This is a genomic window from Parabacteroides timonensis (assembly GCF_900128505.1).
GTDB lineage: Bacteria > Bacteroidota > Bacteroidia > Bacteroidales > Tannerellaceae > Parabacteroides > Parabacteroides timonensis.
Map to the genome: position 1 here is coordinate 1,741,628 of NZ_LT669941.1, position 25,256 is coordinate 1,766,883.

Consider the following 25,256-nt stretch of genomic DNA (forward strand, 5'->3'; position numbering starts at 1 on the left):
GTTTAAATGATTTATATTACATTGGTATATTATTATCTGTCATTAGCTTGTCCAGCTGTTCTTTCCAGGTGCTGTATGCTGCACAATATTTATCGGCCTTCAACCCGTCCGGTTCGATCACATCAATCTTTTTCAGAGAGGCAAACGCTTCTTCCGCCGACTGATAGATACCGGCACCAATACCGGCACCTTTGGCAGCACCTACCGCTCCGTTGGTATCAAACAGTTCGATCACCGTACCGGTAACTCCCGACAAGGTATCACGGAATATCGGACTCAGGAACATATTGGCATTCCCGGCACGGATCACATCGATATCGATCCCCATCCCGTTCATTATATCCATACCGTATTTGAAAGAGAACACGATCCCTTCTTGTGCGGCACGGGCTATATGCGCTTTGCTATGTGTATTGAAATTAAGACCATGAATAGAGCAATCCATCTGCCGGTTCTGCAACATACGTTCCGCCCCATTACCAAACGGCAGGATAGACAAGCCGTCCGATCCGATAGGCACACCAGCTGCCAGATCGTTCAATTGCGGATAGCTGATCCCTTCCGGGGCTACGTTCTTCTTGACCCACGAGTTCAGGATTCCGACCCCGTTAATGCAAAGCAGAACGCCGAGCCTGGTTTGTCCGGGGGAGTGATTTACATGGGCAAAGGTATTTACACGTGAAAGCGTATCGTAATTGACTTTACCGTTTACACCGTACACAACTCCTGACGTACCGCCGGTAGCTGCTATCTCACCAGGGTTGAGAACGTTCAGTGACAAGGCATTATTCGGCTGATCGCCGGCACGGTAGGTCACAGGTGTTCCTTTTTTCAATCCTAACTCGGAGGCTACAGAGCCTAGCAATTCGCCCTGCAAACCGAATGTCGGGCGAATCTCCGGAACCAGTTCATCGCTGAAACCGAAATAATTCATCAGGTCGGCCGATACCTTTTCATTCCTGAAATCCCAGAAGATGCCTTCCGACAATCCAGATATGGTCGTAACGATATCGCCGGTCATCCGCATAGCGATAAAATCTCCCGGCAACATAAACTTATGTACCGAACGGAACAATTGCGGTTCGTATTCCTTCACCCAGGCCAGCTTAGCCGCCGTAAAGTTACCGGGCGAGTTCAGCAGATGCGACAGGCATTGCTTCTCCCCTATATTTTTAAAAGCACGCTCGCCATAAGACACGGCACGACTGTCGCACCAGATAATAGAAGGACGTAATATCTCCATCTTCTTATCCACCAGAACCAATCCATGCATCTGGTAAGAGATACCGATCGCTTTTATATCGCTCCCGTCGATTCCGGCTTGAGCAATCGCACCTTTGATCGCTTCCTTCAGGTATTTCCACCAGTCGTCAGGATTCTGTTCTGCCCAACCGGGCTTCACCGCCTTGATCGGGGCTTCTTCTTTCGGATAGAAGTCGGCTCCTACCGTCAACCCGGAATTAACATCCACAATCGAGGCCTTTACAGACGAACTCCCTATATCACAACCTAATAAGTACATATACAGGACGATTAGTTTTTATTAAACTTAGAATGTAATTTGTTGTATTTTACCTTATCGAAACGATAATAGCGGGCAGCACGATGGGCCACTCCTTCTTCCACCTCATCGGTAGGGACAACATATTCAAGCGAACTCATCTTCTTATGGAAATTACGGACATCCATTTCCTTATTATAGATGATCTCATACGTACGTCTTAACTGATAAGCTGTGAATTTCATAGGAAGATAATCGAAAACGATAGACGGTTCTTTTTCAATCCAGTCACGGATTTCCTCCACAGCTGCGCTGATAATCTCTTTATGGTCGAACGGCAAAGCGGGTAGCGCATCGACGGGGAACCAGGCCAGTGAATTATATTTATTAGTAGGGTTAGATTTTCTTCCTATCTTGCTTAATGCCAGATATGCCACGGTAACGATCCTTTCGATCTTCAATTTCATAGCATTTTCCAGCCACTGCATATCATCCTTATTTTTTGTTCGAGAAGGTGATCCGAAGCTACGGAACTGCTTTAGGGGGACACGTTTCAAACCGGTTGCTTCGTTAAATACCCGGTAAGCAGCAGCGTCGAGGTCTTCATTTTCGAAGATCAGGCTTCCCGGTAACTTATAGTGTTTTTCATCACTTTCGTCTATTTTTCTCTCAACCAATAATACACAAAGCGTATCTTCTTTTACCCCCAACAGGACGCAATCGACGGATACATGCGAAAAAAGCATCTTTTTATTTTCCATACGTGTTTCCATAATATTACATTAAACCGCCACAAATATAAGCATTTTCTCAAATAACAAATATACAAAACCATTTTTTCACTAATTATAATACTCTATTTATCTGAGAATTTACTATCTTACCTGATACAATAACAAACATATGCCATAATGTAGACTAAACAATATTATGGAATTCAGGCCGATACATTTCCGTTAACATGCTTTATCAAAACTTTCTGAACTATTCGAGCGCTAAAATACTTTTATTAATACTTTTGTTACAGATTAAGATTCATCATGGATATAAAACACATACAGTTCTCATGCCGGATGTACTGGGCCAATATGAAAGGTCTCCTGAATATCGTGGCTGAAGGTATCATCCTCCTGGCATCTATTGCCTCCTTATTTGTTCTTATCTACCAGTTCGGATTCCAACAGACGGGCGAAACGATCCATAGTTTATACCTGAGCCGTATTTATATCCTACTTGCATTCTTTATCGGGATTACGTTACGGTATATCGTCCGCTTCAATGAAATCATACAGGAGAAATTATTGTATCTGGACATCGGGATCTATTTCCTTCTTTTCGCAGTCCTGTCGGCCAAGGTATTCTTTAAAGAGGCGATTGCGCAATCGCTTCCGTACCTCGAGTTCCTGTCGAATCCCCTGTTCGTTTACACGATGATCCTGCTGTTGAGCGTCATCCATCTTTCGAGGCAGACGTTCACATTGATGCAGACACACATAAAACCGTCCTTACTCTTCCTGCTCAGTTTCATCTTCGTGATCCTGATCGGGGCCGGACTGCTGATGTTACCCAACGCAACCACACGGCCGATCCATTTCGTCGACGCTTTGTTCACTGCAACAACATCCGTCTGCGTAACAGGGTTGACAACAGTCGATGTGGCAACCACCTTCACGCACATAGGGCATATCATCATTATGATCCTGATACAGATAGGCGGGATCGGAGTAATGACCTTTACCAGCTTCTTCGCACTCTCCTTTATGGGACATTCTTCGTTCACCAGCAAACTGGTCTTGAAAGATATGCTGAACGAGGATCGCATCGGCGGCCTGTTCAAAGTGATCCTGAACATCCTGTTCGTTACTTTCTTCATCGAAGGCGTAGGGGCTTACTTTATTTATATGGATATCCGGGGGACACTTCCGGGAGGCAGTACTCAGGACGACCTGTTCTTTGCCGCTTTCCATGCTGTGTCCGCCTTCTGCAACGCTGGTATTTCCACCCTTAGCGGGAATATGTGCGACCCGGTAGTCATACATAACTACAACCTGCACGTATGGATCTCGCTATTGATCATCTTCGGCGGATTGGGTTTTCCGATTGTATTCAACTACCTGAAACTGTTAAGACATTTCATCGTCAATACTTTCAAGATCGTAATCGGTCAACAGAAACATTATATCCATACGCCGCGTATTATCAACATACATACTTATATAGTAGTAGTCTGCACCCTGACATTGATCATCGGAGGCACAGTTCTATACTATCTGTTTGAGGTAGACAACACCCTGGCCGGACTCCCGCTGAAAGGGAAACTGGCCGATTCGTTGCTTGGTGCCGTTACTCCGAGGACTGCCGGATTCACCATCGCCAATATGGATGCGCTCCGGCCCGTCACCCTGATGATGACACTTATCCTGATGGTGATCGGTGCCGCCCCGATGTCGACCGGTGGCGGATTGAAAGTGACCACCGTACTGGTAGCTATCCTTACGGCCCTGAATGTGGCACGGGAAAAAGAGAAAGTGGAAATCCGCAAACGTGAAATATCCCCTTCCACCATCCGCCGCGCTTTTGCAACGATCGTACTCTATTTCCTCTTCGCTTCGACGGCTGTATGGATATTGTCCTATACGGAAGAGGGGACTCCGGTCTTTACACTTACCTTCGAAGTCGTTTCGGCTTTGAGTACGGTAGGGTCGAGCCTGAACTTTAGCCCGTTACTATCCGTTCCGGGTAAACTGATCATCATCAGCGCCATGTTGATCGGACGTATCGGAGTACTTACCTTCGTGGTATGTTTCATCCGGGAATACAAAAAGAGGGATTACACATATCCCCAGGAAAATATATTAATGTAATAAAATTACGCCTTATGAAATTTCTTGTAATAGGATTAGGAAACCTGGGACGCGCCATAGCGGAAAACCTTACCCGTATCGGCGACGAAGTAATAGGGGTCGATCTGAACCTGCATAAAGTGGAAGCTGTGAAGCAAACGATCTCGGGCTCCGTCAGCCTCGATACGACCGACCGGGATGCACTCAACACACTTCCGTTAAGCGAAATGGATGCTATTTTCGTTACGTACGGCAAAAACTTCGGTACATCGGTACAAACTGTCGCTTTATTGAAGAGCCTGGATGCGGGCAAGCTGATCGTCCGTTCGATCTCCCCGATCCATGAAACGGTGATCCGCTCTATCGGAGTAGCAGAAATCATCCGTCCCGAACAGGATTATGCAGCCACCTATGCCTCCCAAAGCCTGCTCGGCAACCTGTTCCAACGCTGGTATCAGGTAACGGAAACCCATCACCTATACACAATAAAGACACCCGGCGCCCTGGTGGGACAGAGCTTAAAGACAATCGACTTCCAGACAAATTTCGGTATCCGCCTGGTGGGTGTCGAACGTGCCCGGGAGACACGTAACCTGATAGGATTAAAACAAACCGAATATTACGTGATAGATCCGCTGACAGACGATCTGGTCCTGGAAGCCGACGACAAACTGATCCTCTTCGGAAAGATGGAGGTACTTCATAAAATTAAAGAGTTATAAAAAAAGCGGGTCCTCAGAGAACCCGCTTTCTTCCGGTAACAATAGACTAATCTATCTTTGAAACCAATACTTTATCGATACGTGCACCGTCCATGTCCACGATCTCAAACTGGAAGGTCAGCCAACTTAATGTCTCCCCTGTCTTCGGAACACGTTCGAGGATCTCGAGGATCAAGCCGCTTAATGTGTTGTAGTCATGTTCGGCATAGAGATCTTCCATATCGAAATATTCCAGGAAGTCGTAGAAGTTATACTGTCCATCCACCAGCCATGTGCCATCGGCCCGCTGTGTGATCTCGGCCTCCTCGCCCATTTCGGGCACCTGGCCGATCAGGCCTTCCATAATATCCTTGAGGGTTACAATACCCTGTATACCGCCGAACTCGTCCGTCACGATACCATATTTCACGCGCGCCTGCTTAAACTGCTCGAGTGCATTATATACACTCTGGTTCTCAGGCAGGTACTGGGCCGGGCGTATCACATCTTCAAGAGAGAAATCCGGTTCATCTATCCGTCCGAACAGGTCTTTAAGGTAAACGACTCCTTTGATATTATCGAACTTTTCCGAAGCAACCGGATAAATATTATACAAATTCTCCTGTACCTTTTCGCGGATCTTCTCGATACTGTCCGTAACATCCAGCCACACCAGGTCGCTACGGTGCGTCATGATCGAGCCGACATTGCGGTCGCCCAGGTTAAAGACACGTTCAACGATATCCTGCTCCACTTCCTGTACCTCACCACCATCAAAGCCTTCTTTCACGATCGCCTTGATTTCTTCTTCCGTCACTTTATTCTCTTCGTTCGCCTTGATACCGGTTATCTTGATCGTAAGAGCGGTACTTTTCGACAGCAACCATACAAAAGGAGAAGCCAGCTTTGAAAGCAGGTACATCGGCTTAGCCACAAGCATGGATACACGTTCCGCATATCCCATACCGATACGCTTCGGCACAAGCTCACCCATAATAAGAGTCAGGTAAGTAACTATGATAACGATTGCTGTTTTTGACAATCCGAGTGCATAAGGTTCGAGAACAGGCACATGACGTACCACTTCTGCCAGGTTATAGGCAAACGCCTCTCCTGAATACAAACCGGTCAGGATTCCGATTAGCGTAATACCGATCTGGATAGTAGATAAGAAACGATCGGGTTCACCAGCCAACTTCAGGGCTGTTTGCGCAGATTTATTACCTCTTTTTGCTTCTAGCTCCAACCGGGCCTTACGGGCAGACACTAAAGCGATTTCAGACATCGCCAAAACACCATTCAAAAAGATAAGGCCAATAATAATAAATATTTCCATTTGCTATATAAACAGCGATTAATTAGGGAGCGAAGATATGAAATATATTGAAATTAATACTACATTTAGCACGCTAATTCATATATGATATATAACATGAAACATCAGATCATATTACTCGGAAAAGATATCACTTCCGTATATCACGGGATAAAAGAATTTGCGCCCGACCATGTCCACCTGCTTTGTACCAACGAAACGAAGGATGTAGCCGGCCCCTTATTCCCGCTCCTCCCCGCTTCCGTGCGCCGCACACTTTACCGTACCGAACCCTATGACGGGGAAGACGTGCGCAACGTCTGCCGGAAGATACATGCAACTTATCCTTCGGACGATTTCGCCTACAACCTGTCGGAAGGAACGAAGCTGATGGCTTTCGCCGCCTTCACCATCGCGAAGGAGCACAACGTACCGGCTTTCTACCTCACCCAACTGGGTGACCTGGTGTGGCTCGACAACTTCGAGAAGCGGCCGATGAAGAGTCAACTGGACAACAAAGAGATACTGGGCCTCAGCGGAAACGTTCTTTCCGACTACCGCGATGCAAAACAACTGAGCGACACCGACATACAAGCCGCCTCGCTGATCAAGCAGTTCATCGAACAATATCCGAAAGAACACACCATGATCCAGAAGTTTTTCAACCTGTTCTGTAACCGGGAAGTTTCGCGCCTGCCCGCTTCACGGGTCTTCAAAAACGGACTTCGCTTCAAGCTCCGTCAGGATACGTTCCTGATCGCACAACAAAATCATGTACTGCTGAAGCTGATCACCCCCAACGCCAGCATGCTGTTCTTCAAGGGCCGTTGGTGGGAGACACTGGTTGCTCATAAGGTCAGGATGTGGAGCCAGCATCATCCGTCGCATCCCGAAGTATGGCAAAGTGTCATCTTCCGTACGGAGGCCGACAATTCAAGGACCAAGAATGAGGTAGACGTCCTACTCAACAACCAGCAGCAGTTGATTTTTATCGAGTGTAAATCCGGGCAAGTCACCCAAAACGATATTTATAAGGTAGATGCCGTTCGCGAAACCTATGGCGGCGATATATCCCTGGCGGTATTGGCCAGTTACTATCCGGTGGATGAGCATTTGCAGGAAAAATGCAAGGACTTGCAGATAAACCTCTTCGCCCCTGCCTATATCGACGACCGCATCAACCACCTCAACACTTTACCGGCGTGGCTGGAGAAGCTATCGAACTCGTTGCAACTATAAAAATGAAGCCGCTCTACCTTCGCAGGCGGAGCGGCCTTTATCAATCGATAAGTTTTTGCTAATCTAATACATATTAGAAAACAATATCGGGAGATAGATACTTACACTTATTCTAAATTCTAAACTTCATCATCATTTTTAGGTAGGGAGAACAGTTGTTCCCCCTACGCTTACGAATAGTGCAAACGGCATGCCAAAATGAATGAAAGTAGTTAAAAGCACCACATACCACTAAATATAAGACAGTTACATATTTTACCAGGAAACGGTATTAAAAACAGCAGGTGTGGACAAAGTGTGGAAGTGTGGAATTTTTCCCCACCCCAATGTGTGGAATTACAAAAAAAGCCGATACAGTTTCCCGTACCGGCTCATAAGTTGTGCGATTAGGTTATCACTTCACAAACGGTGCCTTCAATAAATAAGCGGCACAATCCTTCACCCCTTCAAATTGGGTACGGTTGTCTGGCATACCTTCCAGCTCTACATAATATTCTTTAATCTTATTCTTATAAGCCTGTTCAAAAATCTTTTCGAAGTTCATGAACCCGGATTGTCCCAGGATAGCGCGATCCTTGATATGCAATAACCGGATGCGATCGGGATATTTCTTCATATATTCCACCGGGTCGTTCTGACCGATCACGGTCCAGTAAACGTCCATTTCAAAAAAGACCAGTGAAGGGTCTGTACCTTTCAGGAACAGATCGTAGATTATTTCACCTTTGTTATGACGGTTGAAGACAGCTTCCTTGCCACCGGGCACTACCCTCGCAAATTCGAAGTCATGGTTATGATATCCGAAAGGAATGCCTGCCGCCTTCATGATCTTTCCGGCTTCGTTGAAAGTGTCGCACACATAGGCTACCTCTTCCACGCTACGGGTACTGGGCTGCCCGGGTTGCACGAGATACTTCACACCCAGTTTGGCATGATCGTCAGCCGTTTTCTTCCAGAATTCCATGATCGACTGCCGATTTTCCGGAGTATATGTCCCTGTGGGCGGATTAACATGCGAACTGGTGATCTTCAAGCCGTTATCTTCTGCTATCTTTTTAAACTCCATCATATCCATACCGTTGATCTTCCCGTCTTTGTATCCGGCAAGTTCAAGCGTTGAATAACCAATTTGTTTGATTTTTTTCATTCCGGCAGGCACGTCCTTGGTGAGTTCACCTCCCAGGGAATAAATCTGCAAACCGATACTTTTCTTTGCAGCCGTTTCCATATTAACAGGGCTGGCTGCGTGTGATACTCCCGTCTTTCCGGCCACCAGGCCACCAAGGGTTAACAGGGAAGCATTTCTCAGGAAATTTCTTCTATTTATCATGGTCTAATTATTTAAAGTCTCCAAAGGTATAATTAAATTTTGAAAAATATTTTATATTTGTAGGAAAGTAAGAACCTCATAAATTAATTTTAAGAACATGGAACCTAATTATTGCCAGAGTTGTGGAATGCCACTTGTCAACGAAACCGACTTCGGAACCAATCAGGACGGAAGTAAAAACCACGAATACTGCGCTTTCTGCTACAAGGACGGCCAATTCGTACAGGACGTAACGATGGAAGAAATGATACAAATCTGCCTCAAGTATTCAGACTCCTTCAAACATGAGAACGGCGAAAGTTACACAAAGGAGGAGGCTTTGGCCGGAATGCAATATTATTTTCCGCAGTTGAAACGTTGGAAAAAAGCCTGAACCCCGACAAAAAAACTTAAACCGCGTAGCCCGTTATTATGTATCAGGAATATTCCCCATGCTCGTTGCTGGCTCCCTATATCGACAAATATTGGGAGATTAAAGGTGAAACCGAGTACGACATACGTTACAAGATATTACCTGACGGATGCGCGGATTTTATCTTTTCCATCCTGCAACCGTCGCAACCGCTGGATGGTGAAATGATTATGCAGCCTTACCGCTTTTATTTTGTCGGTCCCATGCGGGTTTATTCCGAACTGGTCACGCGCTCGACCTGCCTTCACATGATGGGGGTACGCTTCTCTCCTTGCGGATTGGCTGCATTTATCAAAGCTCCCCTGGGAGAGTTTACCGATATGAGGATCAACGCTTCCGAATTGAATATGCTTTTCGACGACGGTTTCGCAGAAATGTTATGCGAAAAAGAGTCGTTACAGGAGCGCATACGGATAATAGAAAAGCACCTCCTCGCCCGCCTATCCGGGATCTTTCCCATAGACCGCCAGATGTTGCAGGCAACCCGGCTGATCATCCGGTCGAACGGGATGATGCCTATCAGGGAACTGACCGACCAATTATATCTCGGCCAACGTCATTTCGAACGCAAGTTCAAACATACTACCGGATATACCCCAAAAGAATTCAGCAGGATCACCAAGTTCAGGTACGCGACACGTGTACTAAGAAGCATAAAAGATACAGATATGCAGCAATTGGCTATCGACTGCGGCTACTACGACCAATCCCATTTTATCAAAGAGTTCAGGAAGTTATCGGGAAGCAATCCCTCCGCTTTCATATCTTTACCGATACCTGAAGACGATCCGCTTACCTATCTGGAATAGAAGAAAGTCGATTTTTTACAACAGCAACCGCTAAGTTTCCCCTATGTTTGTCCCCGAAACAATAAAATAGTTTTATGGAAAAGATCAAACAAGAAGCAATCGAATTGCTGAATAACTGCGAAGTTGTATCATTAGCCTCCATCGACGAACATGGTTATCCACGTCCCGTAGTCATTTCGAAGATCAAGACAGACGGGATTGATACGATCTGGTTTTCAACGGGAACAAGTTCTGAAAAGACAAAGAATTTCATCGACAACCCAAAAGCCGGCATCTCTTTCTTCAAGGAAGGCGACAGTGTGACGCTGACCGGCACAGTAACGATCGTGAACGATGCAGCAGAAAAGAAGGCCCTATGGGTAGACTGGTTCTATGAGCACTTCCCCAAAGGAGTAGACGACCCGGAATATTGCATTCTGAAGTTCACCGCCGAGCAGGCAACCTACTGGATCGGGCATAAGTTCGTAAAGGGTAAAGTGTAACTCCTTTCTATCTGTCCTAAAATAACTGCCGCCCTTTCTGAAAAAAGGGCGGCAGCTATTTATTTAATCGTCCAGCTCTCCCTGGTTACGCATGTGTTTGCCGTCGCAGAAAGGTTTGTTCTGCGAAAGGCCGCAACGGCATAACGTGACACGATTACGCACAGGATAGGCACGTCCGTTTTCATCTTCTATAAGAATACCACCTTTCACCCAGATCGGCCCGTGCACACTGGCAGGGACATCTTCGAGGATACTGATGCCTTCGGGCAATACAGGTTCGATCCGTTTGCCGTCCTTCGTAACGGCAGTCAGGCGACCGCTGGGACAGTTGGCGCACTGCTCCTTCACAATTTCAATAGCTTCTTTTGAGTCGCCCTCCTCCACCTGCTTCCAGGCAGTGCCGTGTGTATCACAGAAACGGGCTACCGCACAGAGGCTTTCGGCATCCAGCATGTCGATCACCTTGCCTTCATACAACACAGCCATTTCGTCGTAACTGTCGTGACTTGCCGTAGTATCACCCTTAAAGCCGCTCTTCTTGTGGGTACCGTCGCAAAAAGGCTTGTTCTGTGAGCCACCACAACGGCAGAGATGGTAGACGCCTTCGACCGCATAGGTTTGTATTTCCTTATATCCGGTTGTCGCTCCTTTGTGATTACCTACATAACGTAACTGGTTGAGGGGAACATTCCCGATCACTTCATAAGGTCCATTGGGAAGAACCTTGATCTTTTTTTCGCCATTTGACTCCATACTATTGGTTGTTTAATTCATTGTATACTATATAATAAACAAGCCTGTGGACGGTTTGTTTCGGTGGATTGGCCGAAAATCAGATCATCTGTTAAAAACCCAATCCCAACTCAAACATAAAACGGAAACTGTCGGTCGAGCCGAACCATGAATATTTCGTCGTGATCTTGTTGATCAATGTCAGCCACACTCCTCCCCCGTACGAAGTATGCCACCTTTTAGATTGCTCACCGGGGAACCACACACGCCCGTAATCGAACCCAACAAACACACCGTACTTCAAGGGGGTAAACGGATTTTTCAGCTTCCCCATATCCAGGCGGATATCCGAATACTGGTAGAAAGACTGCTTACCGATGAAACGATTATCCCTGTACCCGCGGAGTTCGGTGGTGGCAGCCTGGTAGAACTCGTATTTGTTGTTGAAAAGCAGTTGCGTCTTCGCCATCGTAGCCCAGGTAAGACGGTCGGTGATCCGGATATCCATCGCCACCGAAGCCTTCGCATAAGGAAAGTTGCGCCCTGCATCTTTCAGGTTCATCTTCCAACCCGCCGTGAGTGACCCACCCACCTGGGGAATAAACGAAGCCAGTTCTTTCTCCGTTTGGATGGTCGCTCCGAGATCGAAGAAAAGGCTTGTTTTGAAAATACGGTGATTCTCCGGATAATACTGGTTGATGAAACGGTCGGAGGTTTTCCGGGCCTTGAACATTTCGACCGAAGCCTGCACGGTCAAGCTCTCTTTTTCGTTGAAATCGAGGTTGAAGGAGGGCGAAAGACGGAACTGCCGGATATGAACACGGTTGTAATTCTTCTTCGCATCCTTATAGCCGTCCGTATTGTTTCCGAAACCGAAGAAGTTGTAAAAGTCACGGCGCGAACTGATCGTAGCATCGATGGTAAATGTCTTCCGTCCGTCATAAGATGGAAAAATGCCCTGATACATAAACCCTTGCAAGTAGTTATACCCCACACGATGCTGATAAGTAAAAGGGGAACGCTTGAAACCGTACATCGTATAGGTAAAATAGGTTCCAAGACTAAATCCCTTGTCCGAGTCGTAAATTCCCCAGGGAGTGAAAGCGATCTTGTGATGCTTGATCTTATTATAATCGTACCGGTGGATCTCGGGGAGATCCGAAAATATTTTTTTGGCATGAGGTACAGTGTCGAGCGACTCCTTCCTCGATTTATATTCGTAGATACGGATATGATGGCCGGGGGCAAGCTGATAACTGTTCTCCCCCTTCCCGGCAATAAGAAAGACCGGCATTTCCTTTCGGGCCTCGCCGGAAACTTCAAAACGGTCGTCACCCTCCAGACCGTAGAGCCAGACCTCCTTGGTCTTTTTCCGGCTGAACTTTCGGTCGAACACACATCGCCCGGTTTCTTTGTCGTAGATCTGTATAAAGAGGCTGTCCGGATTGTGACGGTCTATCACGAAACGTTCTGAACGGTCGCTCCCCGTGATAACCGGCGTCCGTTGCAACTGGTTGAAATAACCCTGTGCTATCTCTTCCAGCATATCGCACCTCTGCTTCACGATTGTACCGATCCGTCGGATCTCCTTGTCTTCTACTCCTTTCGGCAAACGGGAGAAGGCTTCATCGATCACTGTATCGGTCAGCGTACGGCGGATGAACTGTGCCTGGTTGGTCCAGACGGACAAATCGCTTTGGGAAGCCAGCGCCATATCCAAAGAAAAGCCCAACGTATTCTCTTTGCTTACGCTTTTCAGCGAAGGCTCGTAATTGACGATGAAACTCAGCCCCAACACGTGAAGCATTTGCTTGAACAAAACGCCGTCTACCTTGGTAAAAGCATGGTTACGGTCGATGACGATCGGATCGAAGGTAAGGCTGTCGCCCTGCTGATGTGCCATCCAGTTCCAGTTTTCGGGTATCTTGTTCCAGTCGCCGATCAGCATGTCGAATAGGCGTTCTCGGACATAAAGTTCCTGGTTCACTTGATAACTCTTGTCTACCTGGATAGTATCCAGCAATTTCCCGGTCAGGAGAATATTCGGACGGGTGTTAAAGTCGGGTACATCAATGATACTGACCAGCTTATTCCCTATGGATGTTCCGTCAGCCACCGTATCTGTCGTTGAATATCCCGGCAGGTAAAAGATCCGCGAATTATTCGAGTTCAGGCCCGACGCACGTGCCAGATAATCGGCAGAGATAAAGGTAAACGGATTAATGATCGTATAAGCATCGCCTATAAACTGGTCCAGATACGTATTTCTGAACACCTTTTTATTATAAACCTCCTGGAAGAATTTCGATTCGAGGAAGGTGGTATAGCCACCCAACGGCTTCAAAAGGCAAAGCTGCGCCCGGTCGTTTTCAAGAAACAATCCCTGGAAGTCGGCGGCTTGCTCCACCACTTTCATTCCTCCCCAAAGCGTTTGCAGGCTGACGGCAGGCACAGTGATCGGAATTGAATATAATTTACGGTAATGTTCGCCCCAAAGCATATTATAAAAATTGCTTTTATCCGCAGCGGAAGATGGATAAACAGACTTCCGAACCAACGAATCCCCCTCGCCAAACCCTATACTGTCTGACCGTAGAACAGTTTCCGCTGCCGCATCCGATACAGACAAAAACAGCAGTACAAACAACAAAACGGAGAAAGCACAACAAACACGTATTCTCATCATCAGTAACCTAAATCTCAATTATATTCAAAAAAATAAACACCTGTATATCTTAATAACATATCAGGTGTTTATCTTGTTTTTATAAAGGATTATTCATACCGTTTAGCTGCCTGGTTCAACTTTCTTGTCATAAAATCGACTAAAGATTGTGGGGATAGAACCCTGATACCGTCGGCAAACCCAAAAAGCTCACGTTGCAGCTCCTGATTGATTATCACTTCTATTTCAAATACCATCGAACCGTCGTCCGAATGTTCGACCTGTTTCTGGCTTTTATGGATAGGCTTTGTCTGTACGTAAGGAGCATTCTCCGGATTCACCCAGAAGCGGACAAGCTGGGGTTTGGAACCGATATTACGGGTTACGCCGACCACAGGATCAAAAAATGTTTCCATGTCAAAAAGGTTATTCTCACGATAGTGTTCCTTTTCCAAAACCTCCAGATAATGAATACGGTCGAGTGCCAGATTGAAAAGGCCATCAGCCCCCTTTTTCTTTCCGAAGACAAACCAGCGGTTACGATACTCTTTCAGCAGATACGGATAAAATATAAATGTAGAAGCCGACCGAGCTTTAAAAGAACGGTATTTCAGACTGATAGCCTGTTTATCTACGATTGCATGATAAATAATGTCCAGATAATCCAGTCCTTTCAGGTTTTCATTCTTTTCAAAGTCAATAACGGGTACCGTTTTCTGGCGGGCAGAGGTGACATGGTCCTCTAAACGACTGACAATCTCCCCCATCCCCGAGAAATAAGAGAATCCCGTAAATTGCCTCAGCACCTCAACAGCTTCCGACATCACCTTCAGGTCTTGTTCCGAAAGCGGTGTGTTCGTTATGCTGTACCCGGGATCTTCATACGTATAATATTTATTGTCATAGACGATAATCGGGGCGTTATATCCCAGTTTTTCGCTACGCATCATTTGAATATCCATCTGAACGGTACGCCTGCTTATGCCCTTATCTATTCCTTCATATTCATATAATGCATCCGAACATGCATCGATCAGATCTTCCAATGTCCACTGCCGGTACCTGTTGCGCAGACAGGTATCGATGGTCTTATAACGGATTAAGGCATTTCTGTTAACAGGCATAGATAGATTTGTTTATTGAATACAAATATATCAATAATACACCAAAAGAAGAAAACGATAATAAGGCAGATATTGAAACTTTTCTGAAAAATAATTCCAACTACGCAAAAACCCTGCGCACCTCCCCCTGCATCTTTGCAATGTCAAACAATAAAAGAAGAAATCGTTATGAAGTTCAATTTTTTAAATACAGGAAAAAGCAAGGTGACGAATCATGAAGGTGAACAGGCCTACAAGTTATCACCGGCCTGGCAGTTGTATACGGCCGCCGTTACTTCCGGATTGAGCGACAGTTTCTATGAAAGTGCCTCAACCAGGTTGGAGCATATCCGCAACCTGATTGTACATAACGACCCGGAGTTCGTGGCACGCCTTGCTGTCTACACTCGCACCCGGATGAATTTACGTTCCATACCGCTAGTTCTGGCGGTAGAGTTAGCAGGGGTCCACCGTGGCGACCAGACCGTACGCAAAACGGTTGCAGGCATCATACAGCGGGTCGACGAGATAACTGAATTGTTGGCTTATTATCAGATGGCAAACGACAGGCAGGCGATGAAAAAGCTGAACAAACTGTCGAAACAGATACAGTATGGACTGGAAGAGGCATTCAACCGCTTCGACGAATACCAGTTCGCAAAATACAACCGGGCTACGGAAGTCAAACTACGGGATGCCTTGTTTCTGGTTCACCCGAAGGCAAAAGATGAAGAACAGCAACAGTTGTTCGACAAGATTGTCAACGGTTCCCTGGAGACTCCTTACACCTGGGAGACTGAGTTGTCGACCCTGGGACAGGCTAAGTATCCGACGGAGAAAGCCCGTCGCGACGCTTTCCGCCACAAATGGGAAGAACTGATCGATAGTGGGAAAGTGGGCTATATGGCCCTGATGCGTAACCTGCGCAACCTGTTGGATGCAGCCGTTTCGGAAGAACATATCGCAAAGGTATGCCGTATGCTGGCATCACCGGAAGCCGTACGCCGCTCCAAACAGTTACCTTTCCGCTACCTGGCAGCCTACCGTGAGATATCGAAAGTAAAATCGGTTTACGCCGGCTGTATACTGGATGCGCTAGAACAGGCAGTTTCCGTTTCTGCCGCCAGCATAAAAGGGTTCGACTCCGGCACAAGCGTATTGCTGGCCTGCGACGTTTCAGGCTCCATGCAACGGGCAGTGTCGCCTAAGAGCAGCATCCTGGCATACGACATCGGGCTGATGCTGGCCATGCTCCTGAAGTCGCGCTGCCAAAAGGCGGTGACAGGGATGTTCGGCGACTCGTGGAAAATAATCAATGTTCCCTCCCAGGGCGTGCTGGCTAACGTAGACGCGTTCTACCGCCGTGAGGGAGAAGTGGGCTACTCCACCAACGGTTACCTGGTACTCGAAGATCTACTGAACCGCAAAGAACGGATCGATAAAATAATGATCTTCACCGACTGCCAGTTGTGGAACAGCCGGAACGATACGAAGATAACAGCCGTATGGAACAAGTATAAAGAGATATCCCCGGACAGCCGATTGTATTTGTTCGACCTGTCCGGCTACGGAACGACCCCGTTGGATATCGTTCGCGACGACGTTTTCCTGATAGCGGGCTGGTCTGACAAAGTATTCGACATACTGAGTGCCATAGATAAAGGGGGCGATGCGTTGTCTGAAATCAACAGTATCGAGCTAGGTACACCGCCTGCCTGAACGTTCTTTGAAAGAAAATAAACGAGTGCCGTAGATAAGGGTTACTTCGCATGATACGCTTCGGGTCGGGGGTTCGACTCCCCTCATTCCTGTCTTGCACAGGGATGTAGCTCAGTGGGTAGAGCAGAATAACAGTCCCTTATCGTCTGTCGCCTCGTTTTTGTAAGACAAGTGTCGTAAGGAAGAGTTACTTCGGTAAAGCGGATTCCATATCAGTTGCAGGTTCAAATCCTGCCGTCCTTCGGGACGTAGCTAAATTTATAGTCTCTTCCTGCCTGTAACCTTGCCTTCTCACAATAGAAAAACAGAATGTCGTAGAAAGGAGATACTTCGGCTACCATTTATTAGGGGAGGAATAGTGAAGTCGTAAAATCGGCAAGACTATCCGGTTCGACTCCGGCATGCCAGCCCCGCTCTCTGATCGCCTGTTACTTCTGTTTTTCTATATTTTGTCTACAGAAAGAGAGAAAGCACAAAGCAATAATTATAAATCAATTACAGTTTCCTCGTAGTTTCTCTATTTGGAAACTAGAATTCTCTGCGCAGGGAACTGGAGTTTCTTCGGCAGGGAACTGGAGTTTCTTGCCGAGGAAATTATAAAAACAGGTGCTGAAGTAATTGCTCTTTCCTGCTTTTTTTCGTATTTTAGCAGGCAATAAACGAATCCTTTAAAAAGAGAGGCTTATGAGTTTTGCTGGTCATGTTTTCGATATGATACGAAGGAACAAAGAGGATCGGGAGATGCTCAGACAACTCCGTGACCGGGGAAAAGACACCCGTGCAAAGTACTCTTCCCAACTCCCGGACATCAGTGCCGAAGAGTTCGACCGGATCAACCGGCAGGTGAAAGAACGCGAACAGGATGAACAAAGGTACTTCTCACAAATAAAATATGTGATTTTACTGGCTACTCTTGCCGCCTTTATCCTATTATGGATCATATTAAAAATATTCTCTTTCTGATATTTGGAAAAGATCCGGATTCTAAATGTTTCTTCTTTTTGCTACAAATATTTGTTAATTCGAAAACTGCTATTATCTTTGCACCGAAATTTAGTACAAACCCTAAACTGAAAGAAAGGGTACAAATATGCTGGAACAGAAATAACAATCGGAAATCGGGACTAAGTTGGTTCTTCGGGAGGAAGGATCTTTGTAACTCATGTCTTTTATCTAATACAACTTATAATACGACTCACATAGGTTAATTAGTCCCACAATCATATCAAACATTTTATTTCACAGACTGATACGTCAGAACTGAAAGGAAAAAGTATATCCTTTCCCGGCCCTGTCATATCGGAACAATTCAATTGTTATGGGCAATCATACAGATGAGTTTACACTCATCTTCGAGAACAACCAGCCCTCAACACGTTGGAAGACAAGGCGTATCCACACGGCATTCGACAAAAGTCTGTGCCGGGTGGAGAAACCAATCCACGAGATCGTGGAAGAATATAACACAGAAAAAGAATTATGGAAATACGGACAAAAGATTTAAGTAAGATAGGATATACCAACAACGTGGCACGCAGCAAAGCAATCAATATCATCAACAGACACTGTAAGCACAACAGCAAGGAAGCCATCCTCTCCCTGCTAAGCGACCTGTTGGAGTACCCCGAAAAGTATAAGGATAACGACGTTTGGAGACAACTGGCAGAACATTTCTCCCCTGCGGTTGAAGAAAATAACTTCACCACATACGACCTGGCGGACGAACCGGGAGTATTCAGGATATACGGGAAGAAGTACATCGACCCTCTTGCCAGGCAGCAAATGGAACTGGCGATGCGTCTGCCAGTAGCCGTTGCCGGTGCCCTGATGCCGGACGCACACGCCGGTTACGGGCTGCCGATCGGTGGTGTGCTGGCGGTTGAAAACGCTGTTATCCCCTATGCCGTAGGCGTAGATATCGGTTGCCGGATGAATATGACCGTCTTTGATGCTAAGGCGGAAAGCCTGAAACGCTATGCCCATCAGATCAGGGAAGCGCTGAAGGAATACACCCATTTCGGCATGAACGGAGGACTGCCGTTCGCACAGGAGCACGAGGTGCTAGACCGGAAAGAATTTCGGCAAACACCCCTGCTCCGCATGCTGCAAGGAAAGGCAGTGCGGCAGTTGGGATCATCGGGTGGCGGTAACCATTTCGTCGAGTTCGGCGAAATGGAGCTAGCGGAGGATAACGTCCTCAACCTGCCGGAAGGAAATTACCTGGCACTTCTCTCCCACTCCGGTTCGCGCGGTATGGGAGCAGCCATCGCCCGGCAGTACAGCGACATCGCCCGCGAAGTATGCAAACTGCCGCGCGAAGCCCAGCATTTTGCGTGGCTCGACCTCGACAGCGAAGCCGGACAAGAATACTGGATGAGCATGAACCTGGCAGGCGACTATGCCCGCGCCTGCCACGAACAGATACATCACAACCTGTCCAAAGCACTCGGTTTCAAGCCACTCGCCAACGTGAACAATCACCATAACTTCGCTTGGCGGGAAGAGATTTCACCCAACCGCTACGCCATCGTCCACCGTAAAGGAGCCACTCCTGCCGGAAAAGGGCAACCCGGACTGATCCCCGGCAGTATGGCTACTCCCGGTTACCTGGTCTGTGGACGTGGAGCCATCGAATCGCTCTCGTCCGCATCCCACGGAGCAGGCAGGGCGATGTCGAGACAGAAAGCCAAAGAGCAGTTCACACAATCCGCCATGAAAAAGCTCCTTTCGCAAGCGGGCGTGACACTGATCGGCGGAAGTGTCGAGGAAATGCCGTTGGCATATAAAGATATGGAACGGGTTATGTCCGCCCAGGAATCGCTCGTCGATATCCACGGCAGGTTCATACCCCGGATAGTAAGAATGAATAAAGAGTAAGAAAATTATGTTATCACAGAAATATGGTCGTACCTACCATTATCCGTTTTCACCCGGAACGACGAGCGACGACCGCATCAATCACGACTATTGGGAGGATATTCAACAGATAGAAACCCTGGTGCATACCGAGAAACTCGACGGAGAGAACAACTGTTTGAGCCGATCCGGCATCTTCGCCCGTTCGCACGCTGCACCGACAACCTCCCCCTGGACCAGCCAACTGCGTGAACGTTGGGAGCTGATCAAAAGGGATTTAGGCGACATCGAGCTATTCGGCGAAAATCTTTATGCCGTACATTCCATCGAATACGAATGGTTGGAGAGTTATTATTATATCTTTGCCGTACGTCACCACGACAAATGGCTTTCGTGGGAAGAGGTAAAGTTCTATGCAGCCCTGTTCGACTTTCCGACCGTTCCCGAACTAGCTGTCACAGAGGTGAAAGAGCTATCGCAAGAAACACTCCGCCAACAGATAATCGGTTGGGCGCACGAACCCAGCCTGTTTGGTTCGCGCGACGTACTGACGGAAAAGGATTGCACCCGCGAAGGAGTAGTCAGCCGGAATATCAACGAATATCCCGTTGCCGATTTTGCCCGTAACGTCTTTAAATATGTACGCAAGGGACACGTAAAAACCGAGGAACACTGGACGCGCAACTGGAAACGCGCCCGCTTGGTTTGGGAAACAAACTATTAAAAAAAGATCAAATGAGCTGGAAAATAACGAATAACAAAGAATGGACCGCCCTGGAAAGTCAATTTTCCTGGGTAGCCGACATGCGGCAGGTGGCCCAACATACCCGCCACCATGCAGAGGGAGACGTCGCAGTCCATACCCGCATGGTGCTGGAAAAGTTGGCTGCACAGCCTGCCTACCAGGCACTACCGGAGCAGGAACAGGAAATACTCTGGGCTGCCGCCTTGCTTCACGACGTGGAAAAACGTTCGACTTCCGTCGACGAGGGCGGTGGACGCATCTCTGCCAATGGCCATGCCCGGAAAGGCGAATATACAGCACGTACGTTGCTCTTCCGCGATATCCCGACACCGTTCGGACTTCGCGAGCAGATTGCATCGCTGGTACGTTTCCACGGACTGCCTTTATGGTTGATGGAAAAGCCGGACCCGGCCAGGAAGATACTGGAAGTCGCTTTGCGCATCGACACCCGTTTGTTGAAGATGCTGGCGCAGGCGGATGTACAAGGCCGGATATGCGATGACGCCGATGAGCTGATGGAGTCGCTCGAACTGTTCGAATGGTTCTGCAAGGAACAGCAATGTTGGGGTAAACCTCGTCCGTTTGCCTCAGCTGCTGCCCGGTTCCATTACTTCAACACTCCGGAAAGTTATGTCGACTATATCCCTTTTGAGGACTTCAAATGTGAAGTGACGCTCCTGTCCGGATTACCGGGAATGGGAAAAGACCATTATATCGGAACGTACAGTCCCGATCTTCCGGTCGTCAGTCTCGACGCCCTACGTCGCAAGCATAAAATATCCCCGACCGACAAGTCCGGGAACGGCTGGGTTATCCAGGCTGCGAAGGAGGAAGCCCGTTCGTATCTCCGTAAGGGGCAGGATTTCATCTGGAACGCAACAAACATCACCAGGCTGATGCGCTCGCAGCTGATCGACCTCTTTACCGGATACGGGGCGCAGGTGAAAATCGTTTACATCGAACAACCGTATGCTGTCTGGCGTCAACAAAACAGCAACCGCCCTTATCCCCTGCCGGATGGGGTGCTGGATATCATGCTCGGAAAACTGGAAGTTCCTCAACAGACAGAGGCGCACGAAGTGATTTATAAGGGATGTCCTCTTTGAAGCTTTGTCGCATCCGATGAACGATACGGAACTGGTGAGAACGCGCTTCAACGGTATCCAGGCGAACGCATCCAGTCTCAGTCCCGAGGAACTGAACGGTTGCTCCTGCCTGCAATCGTCGACCGCCGCCGAACTTTCAGACCGCCTTATGACTTTATTATGGGATTTCCCGCTGAAGATCTGTGGCGGTTGCTGCGGAACCGACGGCTCGCACCTGAAAGAGTTTGCCGATATCCTGTCGCGCCGCACCGGATAGTTTCATTCACCCGGCACCACCTTCAAGGCGGTTGTATGCTTGATCTCATTCAACACGAACGAACTTTGCATCTTGACGATGCCATTTACTTTGGTAAGCTTGTTAAAGACAAACTGGTCGTATGCGGCCAGATCTTTAACAACCACCTTGAGAAAGAAGTCGTAGATGCCGCCGATCGAATAACATTCCATCACCTCGTCGATCTCTTGTATCTCTGCTTTGAACCGCTGGATATGCTCATCGTTGTGCACCGCCAGCGAGACGTTGCAGAAAACCACGAGCGGAAGTCCTACCTTCTTATTATCCACCAGGGCGACATAATTCCTGATATAGCCTTCTTCTTCCAGCCTTTTCACCCGTTCGTAGACAGGCGTTTTCGAGATATTCAGCTCCGCCGAAAGCTCTTTCATATTCACTTTGGCATTATTCTGCAAAGCCTGTAAAATTTTAATATCGATCTGATCCAGTGTTGCCATAGTATTTTTTCCTATTTTCGTTGTAAAAGATATTCCCAAAACACACATTATCCTGTATAGAACCCAAATATAGGAATAATTCCTTATTTTCAACAAATATACAGAACCTATTTACTTAATACATATATTTGCGGAACCATTTTCCTCCATTGTTAATAGAAATTCATAAAAATATGGCAAAGAATAATCTGACTTACTGGTATCATCTGATCGCAATCATCACGGTTATTATCTGGGGTACGACTTTCGTTTCGACAAAAATCCTGATTCATAACGGACTGTCTCCCGTCGACATTCTTTTCTACCGTTTCGCGCTGGCTTATGTCTGCATCTGGTTTATTTCGCCCAAGGTGCTGTTCGCTAGGAGTAAACGGGATGAGCTTATGTTCGTAGCCGCCGGACTTTGCGGGGGATCGATCTATTTTATTACCGAAAATACGGCACTGGGGATCACGCTGGCTTCAAACGTGTCGCTCATCATCTGCACCGCTCCTATCCTGACGGCGTTTCTTTCGCTCCTGTTTTACCGCGGGGAGAAGATCAAACCGAATCTGATCTACGGCTCGGTCATGGCGCTGATCGGGGTGGCGTTTGTCGTGTTCAACGGTAGTTTTCTACTGAAGATCAATCCACTGGGGGATATGTTAACGCTGATCGCAGCGTTGATGTGGGCGTTTTACTGCCTGATACTGAAACAGATGGGGAACCGGTATCCGACATTGCTGATTACCCGGAAGGTGTTTTTCTACGGGCTTGTCACATTAACCCCGATGTTCCTGTTCCATCCGTTGAATACGGATACGGCGATACTCTTCCGCCCGGTCGTTGCAGCTAACCTGCTGTTCCTGGGTGTGGTAGCATCGATGCTTTGTTACATCATGTGGAACACGGCAGTCAAAGAGCTGGGTCCGTTCCGCACGGCCAACTATATCTATATTGTCCCGCTGGTGACGCTGATCACTTCCGCCATCGTGATCGACGAAATCATCACAGTGATCGCCCTGATCGGATCGGTCTTTATCCTGAGCGGGGTTTATATTGCGGAGAGGGGGTTTCATTTTAAAAATGTCTCAGTTTGAGGTGCAATTTTAGCACCTCATAGTCTTAAAATCCTACCAGAGAATAAAAAATAAGGCTTTAAGCATACTGAAAACAAATAATGGTTATCTTTACGCCACTAAGATTAATCATAAAAATATCTTAACTATGAACGAAATACAATTAATCCAAAGTAAGATCTATGAAATAAGAGGTCAAAAAGTGATGCTGGACAAAGATCTAGCTGAAATGTACGGAACTGAAACCGGACAATTAAAACGGGCAGTAAGACGTAACATTGAACGCTTTGAAGGCGAGGACTTTATGTTTGAACTTACAAAGGAAGAACTTTCAAGATGCCAAATTGGCACCTTGAACAAAGGGAGTGGAAGCAACTTTAAATACATGCCTTTTGCTTTTACAGAGTTAGGAGTGGCAATGCTTAGCAGTGTTCTTAATTCAAAGATTTCAATAGAGATAAACAGAGGTATTATGCGAGCTTTTGTTGCAGTCCGTCACCAAATATTGAATCCTACGACAGATAAGTTCACAGCGCTTAAGCAGGAAATAAAAGACCTGAAAGAATATATCGAAGAGACGTTCACCGATTACAACGACATCAACGAAGATACCCGGATACAACTTGAATTAATCAATAAAACACTGGCTGAATTGCAAGTACAAAAGACACTATCAGATAAGCCACGTAACCCGGTAGGCTTTGTGAAGCCAAAATAATTTACTCATAAAAACGTACGGGGATGGTGTATCTTACCCGAATAACCTTTCCCCGACGTTTAGCTGATTTCCATTTAGATACCTTCTTCATCCAAGCGTTCGGACGAAGAGGAACGGATTACTTCAGTGCCTCGACCACCTGCGGCAGCATCGTCCAGATAGCGTTTTCGCACTGTGCTGTGTAGAAATTACCATCTATCTCGGATTTTTCGTCGGTAGCCTGGGCAGACTGGATGGCAGGCTTTGCCAACGGGTGAACGGCCACTTTCTTTCCTTTCGCAACGCCTGCGATCTCAAACATCATCGCGGCGGCACAATGTCCGATCATGATCTTGCCTTTATCACCAAAGGCTTTGATAACGGCCAGCATATCCTGGTTGTACTGCTTGTCGGCATTTTCGCTGAACACCGGAACGGCATCGCCGCAACCGAACACCAGCGCATCGAACTCGTCCTCATGCCCTTTCAGGTTGGCGATCACATCATCCACGATCAGCTTGATACCAGAATTTGTCTTGATCTCTGCCGTCTCGGCAACAGCAAACACCTTATAAGAAATTCCGTTTTCAAAAAATGCTTCCAGATACTGGAACAACCCTGATCCGTTCACCGGATTTACTGCTAAAACTGCTACTTTCTTTGACATAATTGTAATTATTAAGTGAAACAATAGTTACCTTTCGTAAGTTTATTACCTTTGTGCAGCAAATGTAGACGATCCGGGCGAAAGAAACAAGAACGCACCTCGGAATAAGCTACTTACACGCAGGTAACCATTATTGAGTTTCAACTTCATACGAAAATAAAGAAAATGAAAAATTTTCATCCTACAGGAAATTGCCCGGTCCGGGACGTCCTCAGCCGGCTTGGCGACAAATGGTCGATGCTGGTCCTGACTACACTGAGTGCGAACGGCACGATGCGTTTCAGCGACATCCACAAGACCATCGACGATATCTCACAACGGATGCTGACCGTCACGCTCCGTACCCTCGAATCCGACGGCCTTGTGCACCGCAAAGTCTATCCCGAAGTGCCGCCCCGCGTGGAATATTGCCTCACGGAAATGGGCACGACGCTCATGCCTCATATCCAGAACCTGGTAGATTGGGCACTCGGACATATGGACGAGATTCTGACCAGCCGGGAGACGGTCACAAACAGGTAAATAAAACTCTCATCACTGCCGG

At 47.1% G+C, this 25,256-nt stretch carries 25 protein-coding genes and 1 tRNA gene; 17 read left to right on the forward strand and 9 right to left on the reverse strand.

All coding sequences use genetic code 11. From position 1 onward, the window contains the following. Positions 1-16: 16 nt before the first annotated feature. Positions 17-1,522: a xylulokinase gene (locus tag BQ7394_RS14585; protein ID WP_075558103.1), complete on the reverse strand. Its 1,506-nt coding sequence runs from the start codon at positions 1,520-1,522 to the stop codon at positions 17-19. 11 nt (positions 1,523-1,533) lie between these two features. Further along, on the reverse strand, positions 1,534-2,274 hold the full coding sequence (locus BQ7394_RS14590) for an NUDIX hydrolase (RefSeq protein ID WP_075558104.1): 741 nt from the start codon (positions 2,272-2,274) through the stop codon (positions 1,534-1,536). A gap of 267 nt (positions 2,275-2,541) precedes the next feature. Here BQ7394_RS14590 and BQ7394_RS14595 point away from each other — a divergent pair, with 267 nt between their 5' ends. Further along, entirely contained in the window at positions 2,542-4,365 is a 1,824-nt protein-coding gene (locus BQ7394_RS14595) for a TrkH family potassium uptake protein (RefSeq protein ID WP_075558105.1), read from the forward strand. 14 nt (positions 4,366-4,379) lie between these two features. Further along, on the forward strand, positions 4,380-5,066 hold the full coding sequence (locus tag BQ7394_RS14600) for a potassium channel family protein (protein ID WP_075558106.1): 687 nt from the start codon (positions 4,380-4,382) through the stop codon (positions 5,064-5,066). A 46-nt stretch (positions 5,067-5,112) separates the two neighbouring features. On the opposite strand, the gene BQ7394_RS14605 is transcribed toward BQ7394_RS14600, so the two are convergent. Further along, positions 5,113-6,381 (reverse strand): hemolysin family protein, encoded by a 1,269-nt coding sequence (locus BQ7394_RS14605; RefSeq protein ID WP_075558107.1) that lies wholly within the window; start codon positions 6,379-6,381, stop codon positions 5,113-5,115. Positions 6,382-6,477: 96 nt separating this feature from the next. Between BQ7394_RS14605 and BQ7394_RS14610 the strand changes: the two genes are divergently transcribed. Further along, positions 6,478-7,599 (forward strand): Card1-like endonuclease domain-containing protein, encoded by a 1,122-nt coding sequence (locus tag BQ7394_RS14610; RefSeq protein WP_075560044.1) that lies wholly within the window; start codon positions 6,478-6,480, stop codon positions 7,597-7,599. A gap of 394 nt (positions 7,600-7,993) precedes the next feature. Here the strand turns inward: BQ7394_RS14610 and BQ7394_RS14615 are convergent, their stop codons facing one another. Further along, on the reverse strand, positions 7,994-8,929 hold the full coding sequence (locus BQ7394_RS14615; protein WP_075558108.1) for a sugar phosphate isomerase/epimerase family protein: 936 nt from the start codon (positions 8,927-8,929) through the stop codon (positions 7,994-7,996). Between the two features lie 97 nt (positions 8,930-9,026). On the opposite strand from BQ7394_RS14615, the gene BQ7394_RS14620 reads away from it, so the two are divergent. The 3 genes from BQ7394_RS14620 (at position 9,027) to BQ7394_RS14630 (ending at position 10,632) form a co-directional block, all read left to right on the forward strand. Next, positions 9,027-9,302: a zinc ribbon domain-containing protein gene (locus tag BQ7394_RS14620; RefSeq protein ID WP_075558109.1), complete on the forward strand. Its 276-nt coding sequence runs from the start codon at positions 9,027-9,029 to the stop codon at positions 9,300-9,302. A gap of 38 nt (positions 9,303-9,340) precedes the next feature. After that, on the forward strand, positions 9,341-10,150 hold the full coding sequence (locus tag BQ7394_RS14625) for an AraC family transcriptional regulator (RefSeq protein WP_075558110.1): 810 nt from the start codon (positions 9,341-9,343) through the stop codon (positions 10,148-10,150). Positions 10,151-10,224: 74 nt separating this feature from the next. Next, positions 10,225-10,632 carry a pyridoxamine 5'-phosphate oxidase family protein gene (locus tag BQ7394_RS14630; protein ID WP_075558111.1) on the forward strand — a complete coding sequence of 136 codons (408 nt, stop codon included), beginning with the start codon at positions 10,225-10,227 and terminating at the stop codon, positions 10,630-10,632. Positions 10,633-10,695: 63 nt separating this feature from the next. Here BQ7394_RS14630 and BQ7394_RS14635 read toward each other — a convergent pair whose 3' ends face one another. From BQ7394_RS14635 to BQ7394_RS14645, 3 genes are all read right to left on the reverse strand, one after another. Continuing rightward, on the reverse strand, positions 10,696-11,385 hold the full coding sequence (locus BQ7394_RS14635) for a CDGSH iron-sulfur domain-containing protein (protein WP_075558112.1): 690 nt from the start codon (positions 11,383-11,385) through the stop codon (positions 10,696-10,698). 91 nt (positions 11,386-11,476) lie between these two features. Next, entirely contained in the window at positions 11,477-14,050 is a 2,574-nt protein-coding gene (locus BQ7394_RS14640; protein WP_235848751.1) for a hypothetical protein, read from the reverse strand. 89 nt (positions 14,051-14,139) lie between these two features. After that, on the reverse strand, positions 14,140-15,153 hold the full coding sequence (locus tag BQ7394_RS14645; RefSeq protein WP_075558113.1) for a helix-turn-helix transcriptional regulator: 1,014 nt from the start codon (positions 15,151-15,153) through the stop codon (positions 14,140-14,142). A gap of 168 nt (positions 15,154-15,321) precedes the next feature. On the opposite strand from BQ7394_RS14645, the gene BQ7394_RS14650 reads away from it, so the two are divergent. From BQ7394_RS14650 to BQ7394_RS14680, 8 genes are all read left to right on the forward strand, one after another. Further along, positions 15,322-16,851, forward strand: coding sequence for a TROVE domain-containing protein (locus BQ7394_RS14650; protein ID WP_075558114.1), 1,530 nt, complete (start codon positions 15,322-15,324; stop codon positions 16,849-16,851). 100 nt (positions 16,852-16,951) lie between these two features. Then, positions 16,952-17,094: transfer RNA gene (locus BQ7394_RS25815), tRNA-OTHER, on the forward strand. Positions 17,095-17,535: 441 nt separating this feature from the next. Continuing rightward, positions 17,536-17,814: a hypothetical protein gene (locus BQ7394_RS14655; RefSeq protein ID WP_075558115.1), complete on the forward strand. Its 279-nt coding sequence runs from the start codon at positions 17,536-17,538 to the stop codon at positions 17,812-17,814. 355 nt (positions 17,815-18,169) lie between these two features. Next, positions 18,170-18,355, forward strand: coding sequence for a hypothetical protein (locus BQ7394_RS14660; RefSeq protein ID WP_075558116.1), 186 nt, complete (start codon positions 18,170-18,172; stop codon positions 18,353-18,355). Next, positions 18,331-19,728 (forward strand): RtcB family protein, encoded by a 1,398-nt coding sequence (locus BQ7394_RS14665; RefSeq protein ID WP_075558117.1) that lies wholly within the window; start codon positions 18,331-18,333, stop codon positions 19,726-19,728. Before BQ7394_RS14660 ends, BQ7394_RS14665 begins: the two co-directional genes overlap by 25 nt. A 7-nt stretch (positions 19,729-19,735) precedes the next feature. Continuing rightward, a complete protein-coding gene (locus BQ7394_RS14670; protein WP_075558118.1) occupies positions 19,736-20,431 on the forward strand; it encodes an RNA ligase family protein in 696 nt (231 codons plus the stop codon). An 11-nt stretch (positions 20,432-20,442) separates the two neighbouring features. After that, positions 20,443-21,558 carry an AAA family ATPase gene (locus tag BQ7394_RS14675; protein ID WP_075558119.1) on the forward strand — a complete coding sequence of 372 codons (1,116 nt, stop codon included), beginning with the start codon at positions 20,443-20,445 and terminating at the stop codon, positions 21,556-21,558. Positions 21,559-21,562: 4 nt separating this feature from the next. Continuing rightward, positions 21,563-21,814: a homocysteine S-methyltransferase family protein gene (locus BQ7394_RS14680; protein WP_235848752.1), complete on the forward strand. Its 252-nt coding sequence runs from the start codon at positions 21,563-21,565 to the stop codon at positions 21,812-21,814. 2 nt (positions 21,815-21,816) lie between these two features. Here the strand turns inward: BQ7394_RS14680 and BQ7394_RS14685 are convergent, their stop codons facing one another. Beyond that, positions 21,817-22,290 carry an Lrp/AsnC family transcriptional regulator gene (locus tag BQ7394_RS14685; RefSeq protein WP_075558120.1) on the reverse strand — a complete coding sequence of 158 codons (474 nt, stop codon included), beginning with the start codon at positions 22,288-22,290 and terminating at the stop codon, positions 21,817-21,819. 173 nt (positions 22,291-22,463) lie between these two features. Between BQ7394_RS14685 and BQ7394_RS14690 the strand changes: the two genes are divergently transcribed. After that, positions 22,464-23,369, forward strand: a complete 906-nt coding sequence (locus BQ7394_RS14690; protein ID WP_075558121.1) for a DMT family transporter — start codon at positions 22,464-22,466, stop codon at positions 23,367-23,369. 127 nt (positions 23,370-23,496) lie between these two features. Next, complete coding sequence (locus tag BQ7394_RS14695; RefSeq protein WP_075558122.1) at positions 23,497-24,066, forward strand: ORF6N domain-containing protein; 570 nt, start codon at positions 23,497-23,499, stop codon at positions 24,064-24,066. Between the two features lie 118 nt (positions 24,067-24,184). Here the strand turns inward: BQ7394_RS14695 and BQ7394_RS14700 are convergent, their stop codons facing one another. After that, positions 24,185-24,712 (reverse strand): DJ-1/PfpI family protein, encoded by a 528-nt coding sequence (locus BQ7394_RS14700; protein WP_075558123.1) that lies wholly within the window; start codon positions 24,710-24,712, stop codon positions 24,185-24,187. Positions 24,713-24,877: 165 nt separating this feature from the next. Between BQ7394_RS14700 and BQ7394_RS14705 the strand changes: the two genes are divergently transcribed. Further along, positions 24,878-25,234, forward strand: a complete 357-nt coding sequence (locus BQ7394_RS14705; RefSeq protein WP_075558124.1) for a winged helix-turn-helix transcriptional regulator — start codon at positions 24,878-24,880, stop codon at positions 25,232-25,234. Positions 25,235-25,256: the final 22 nt, after the last annotated feature.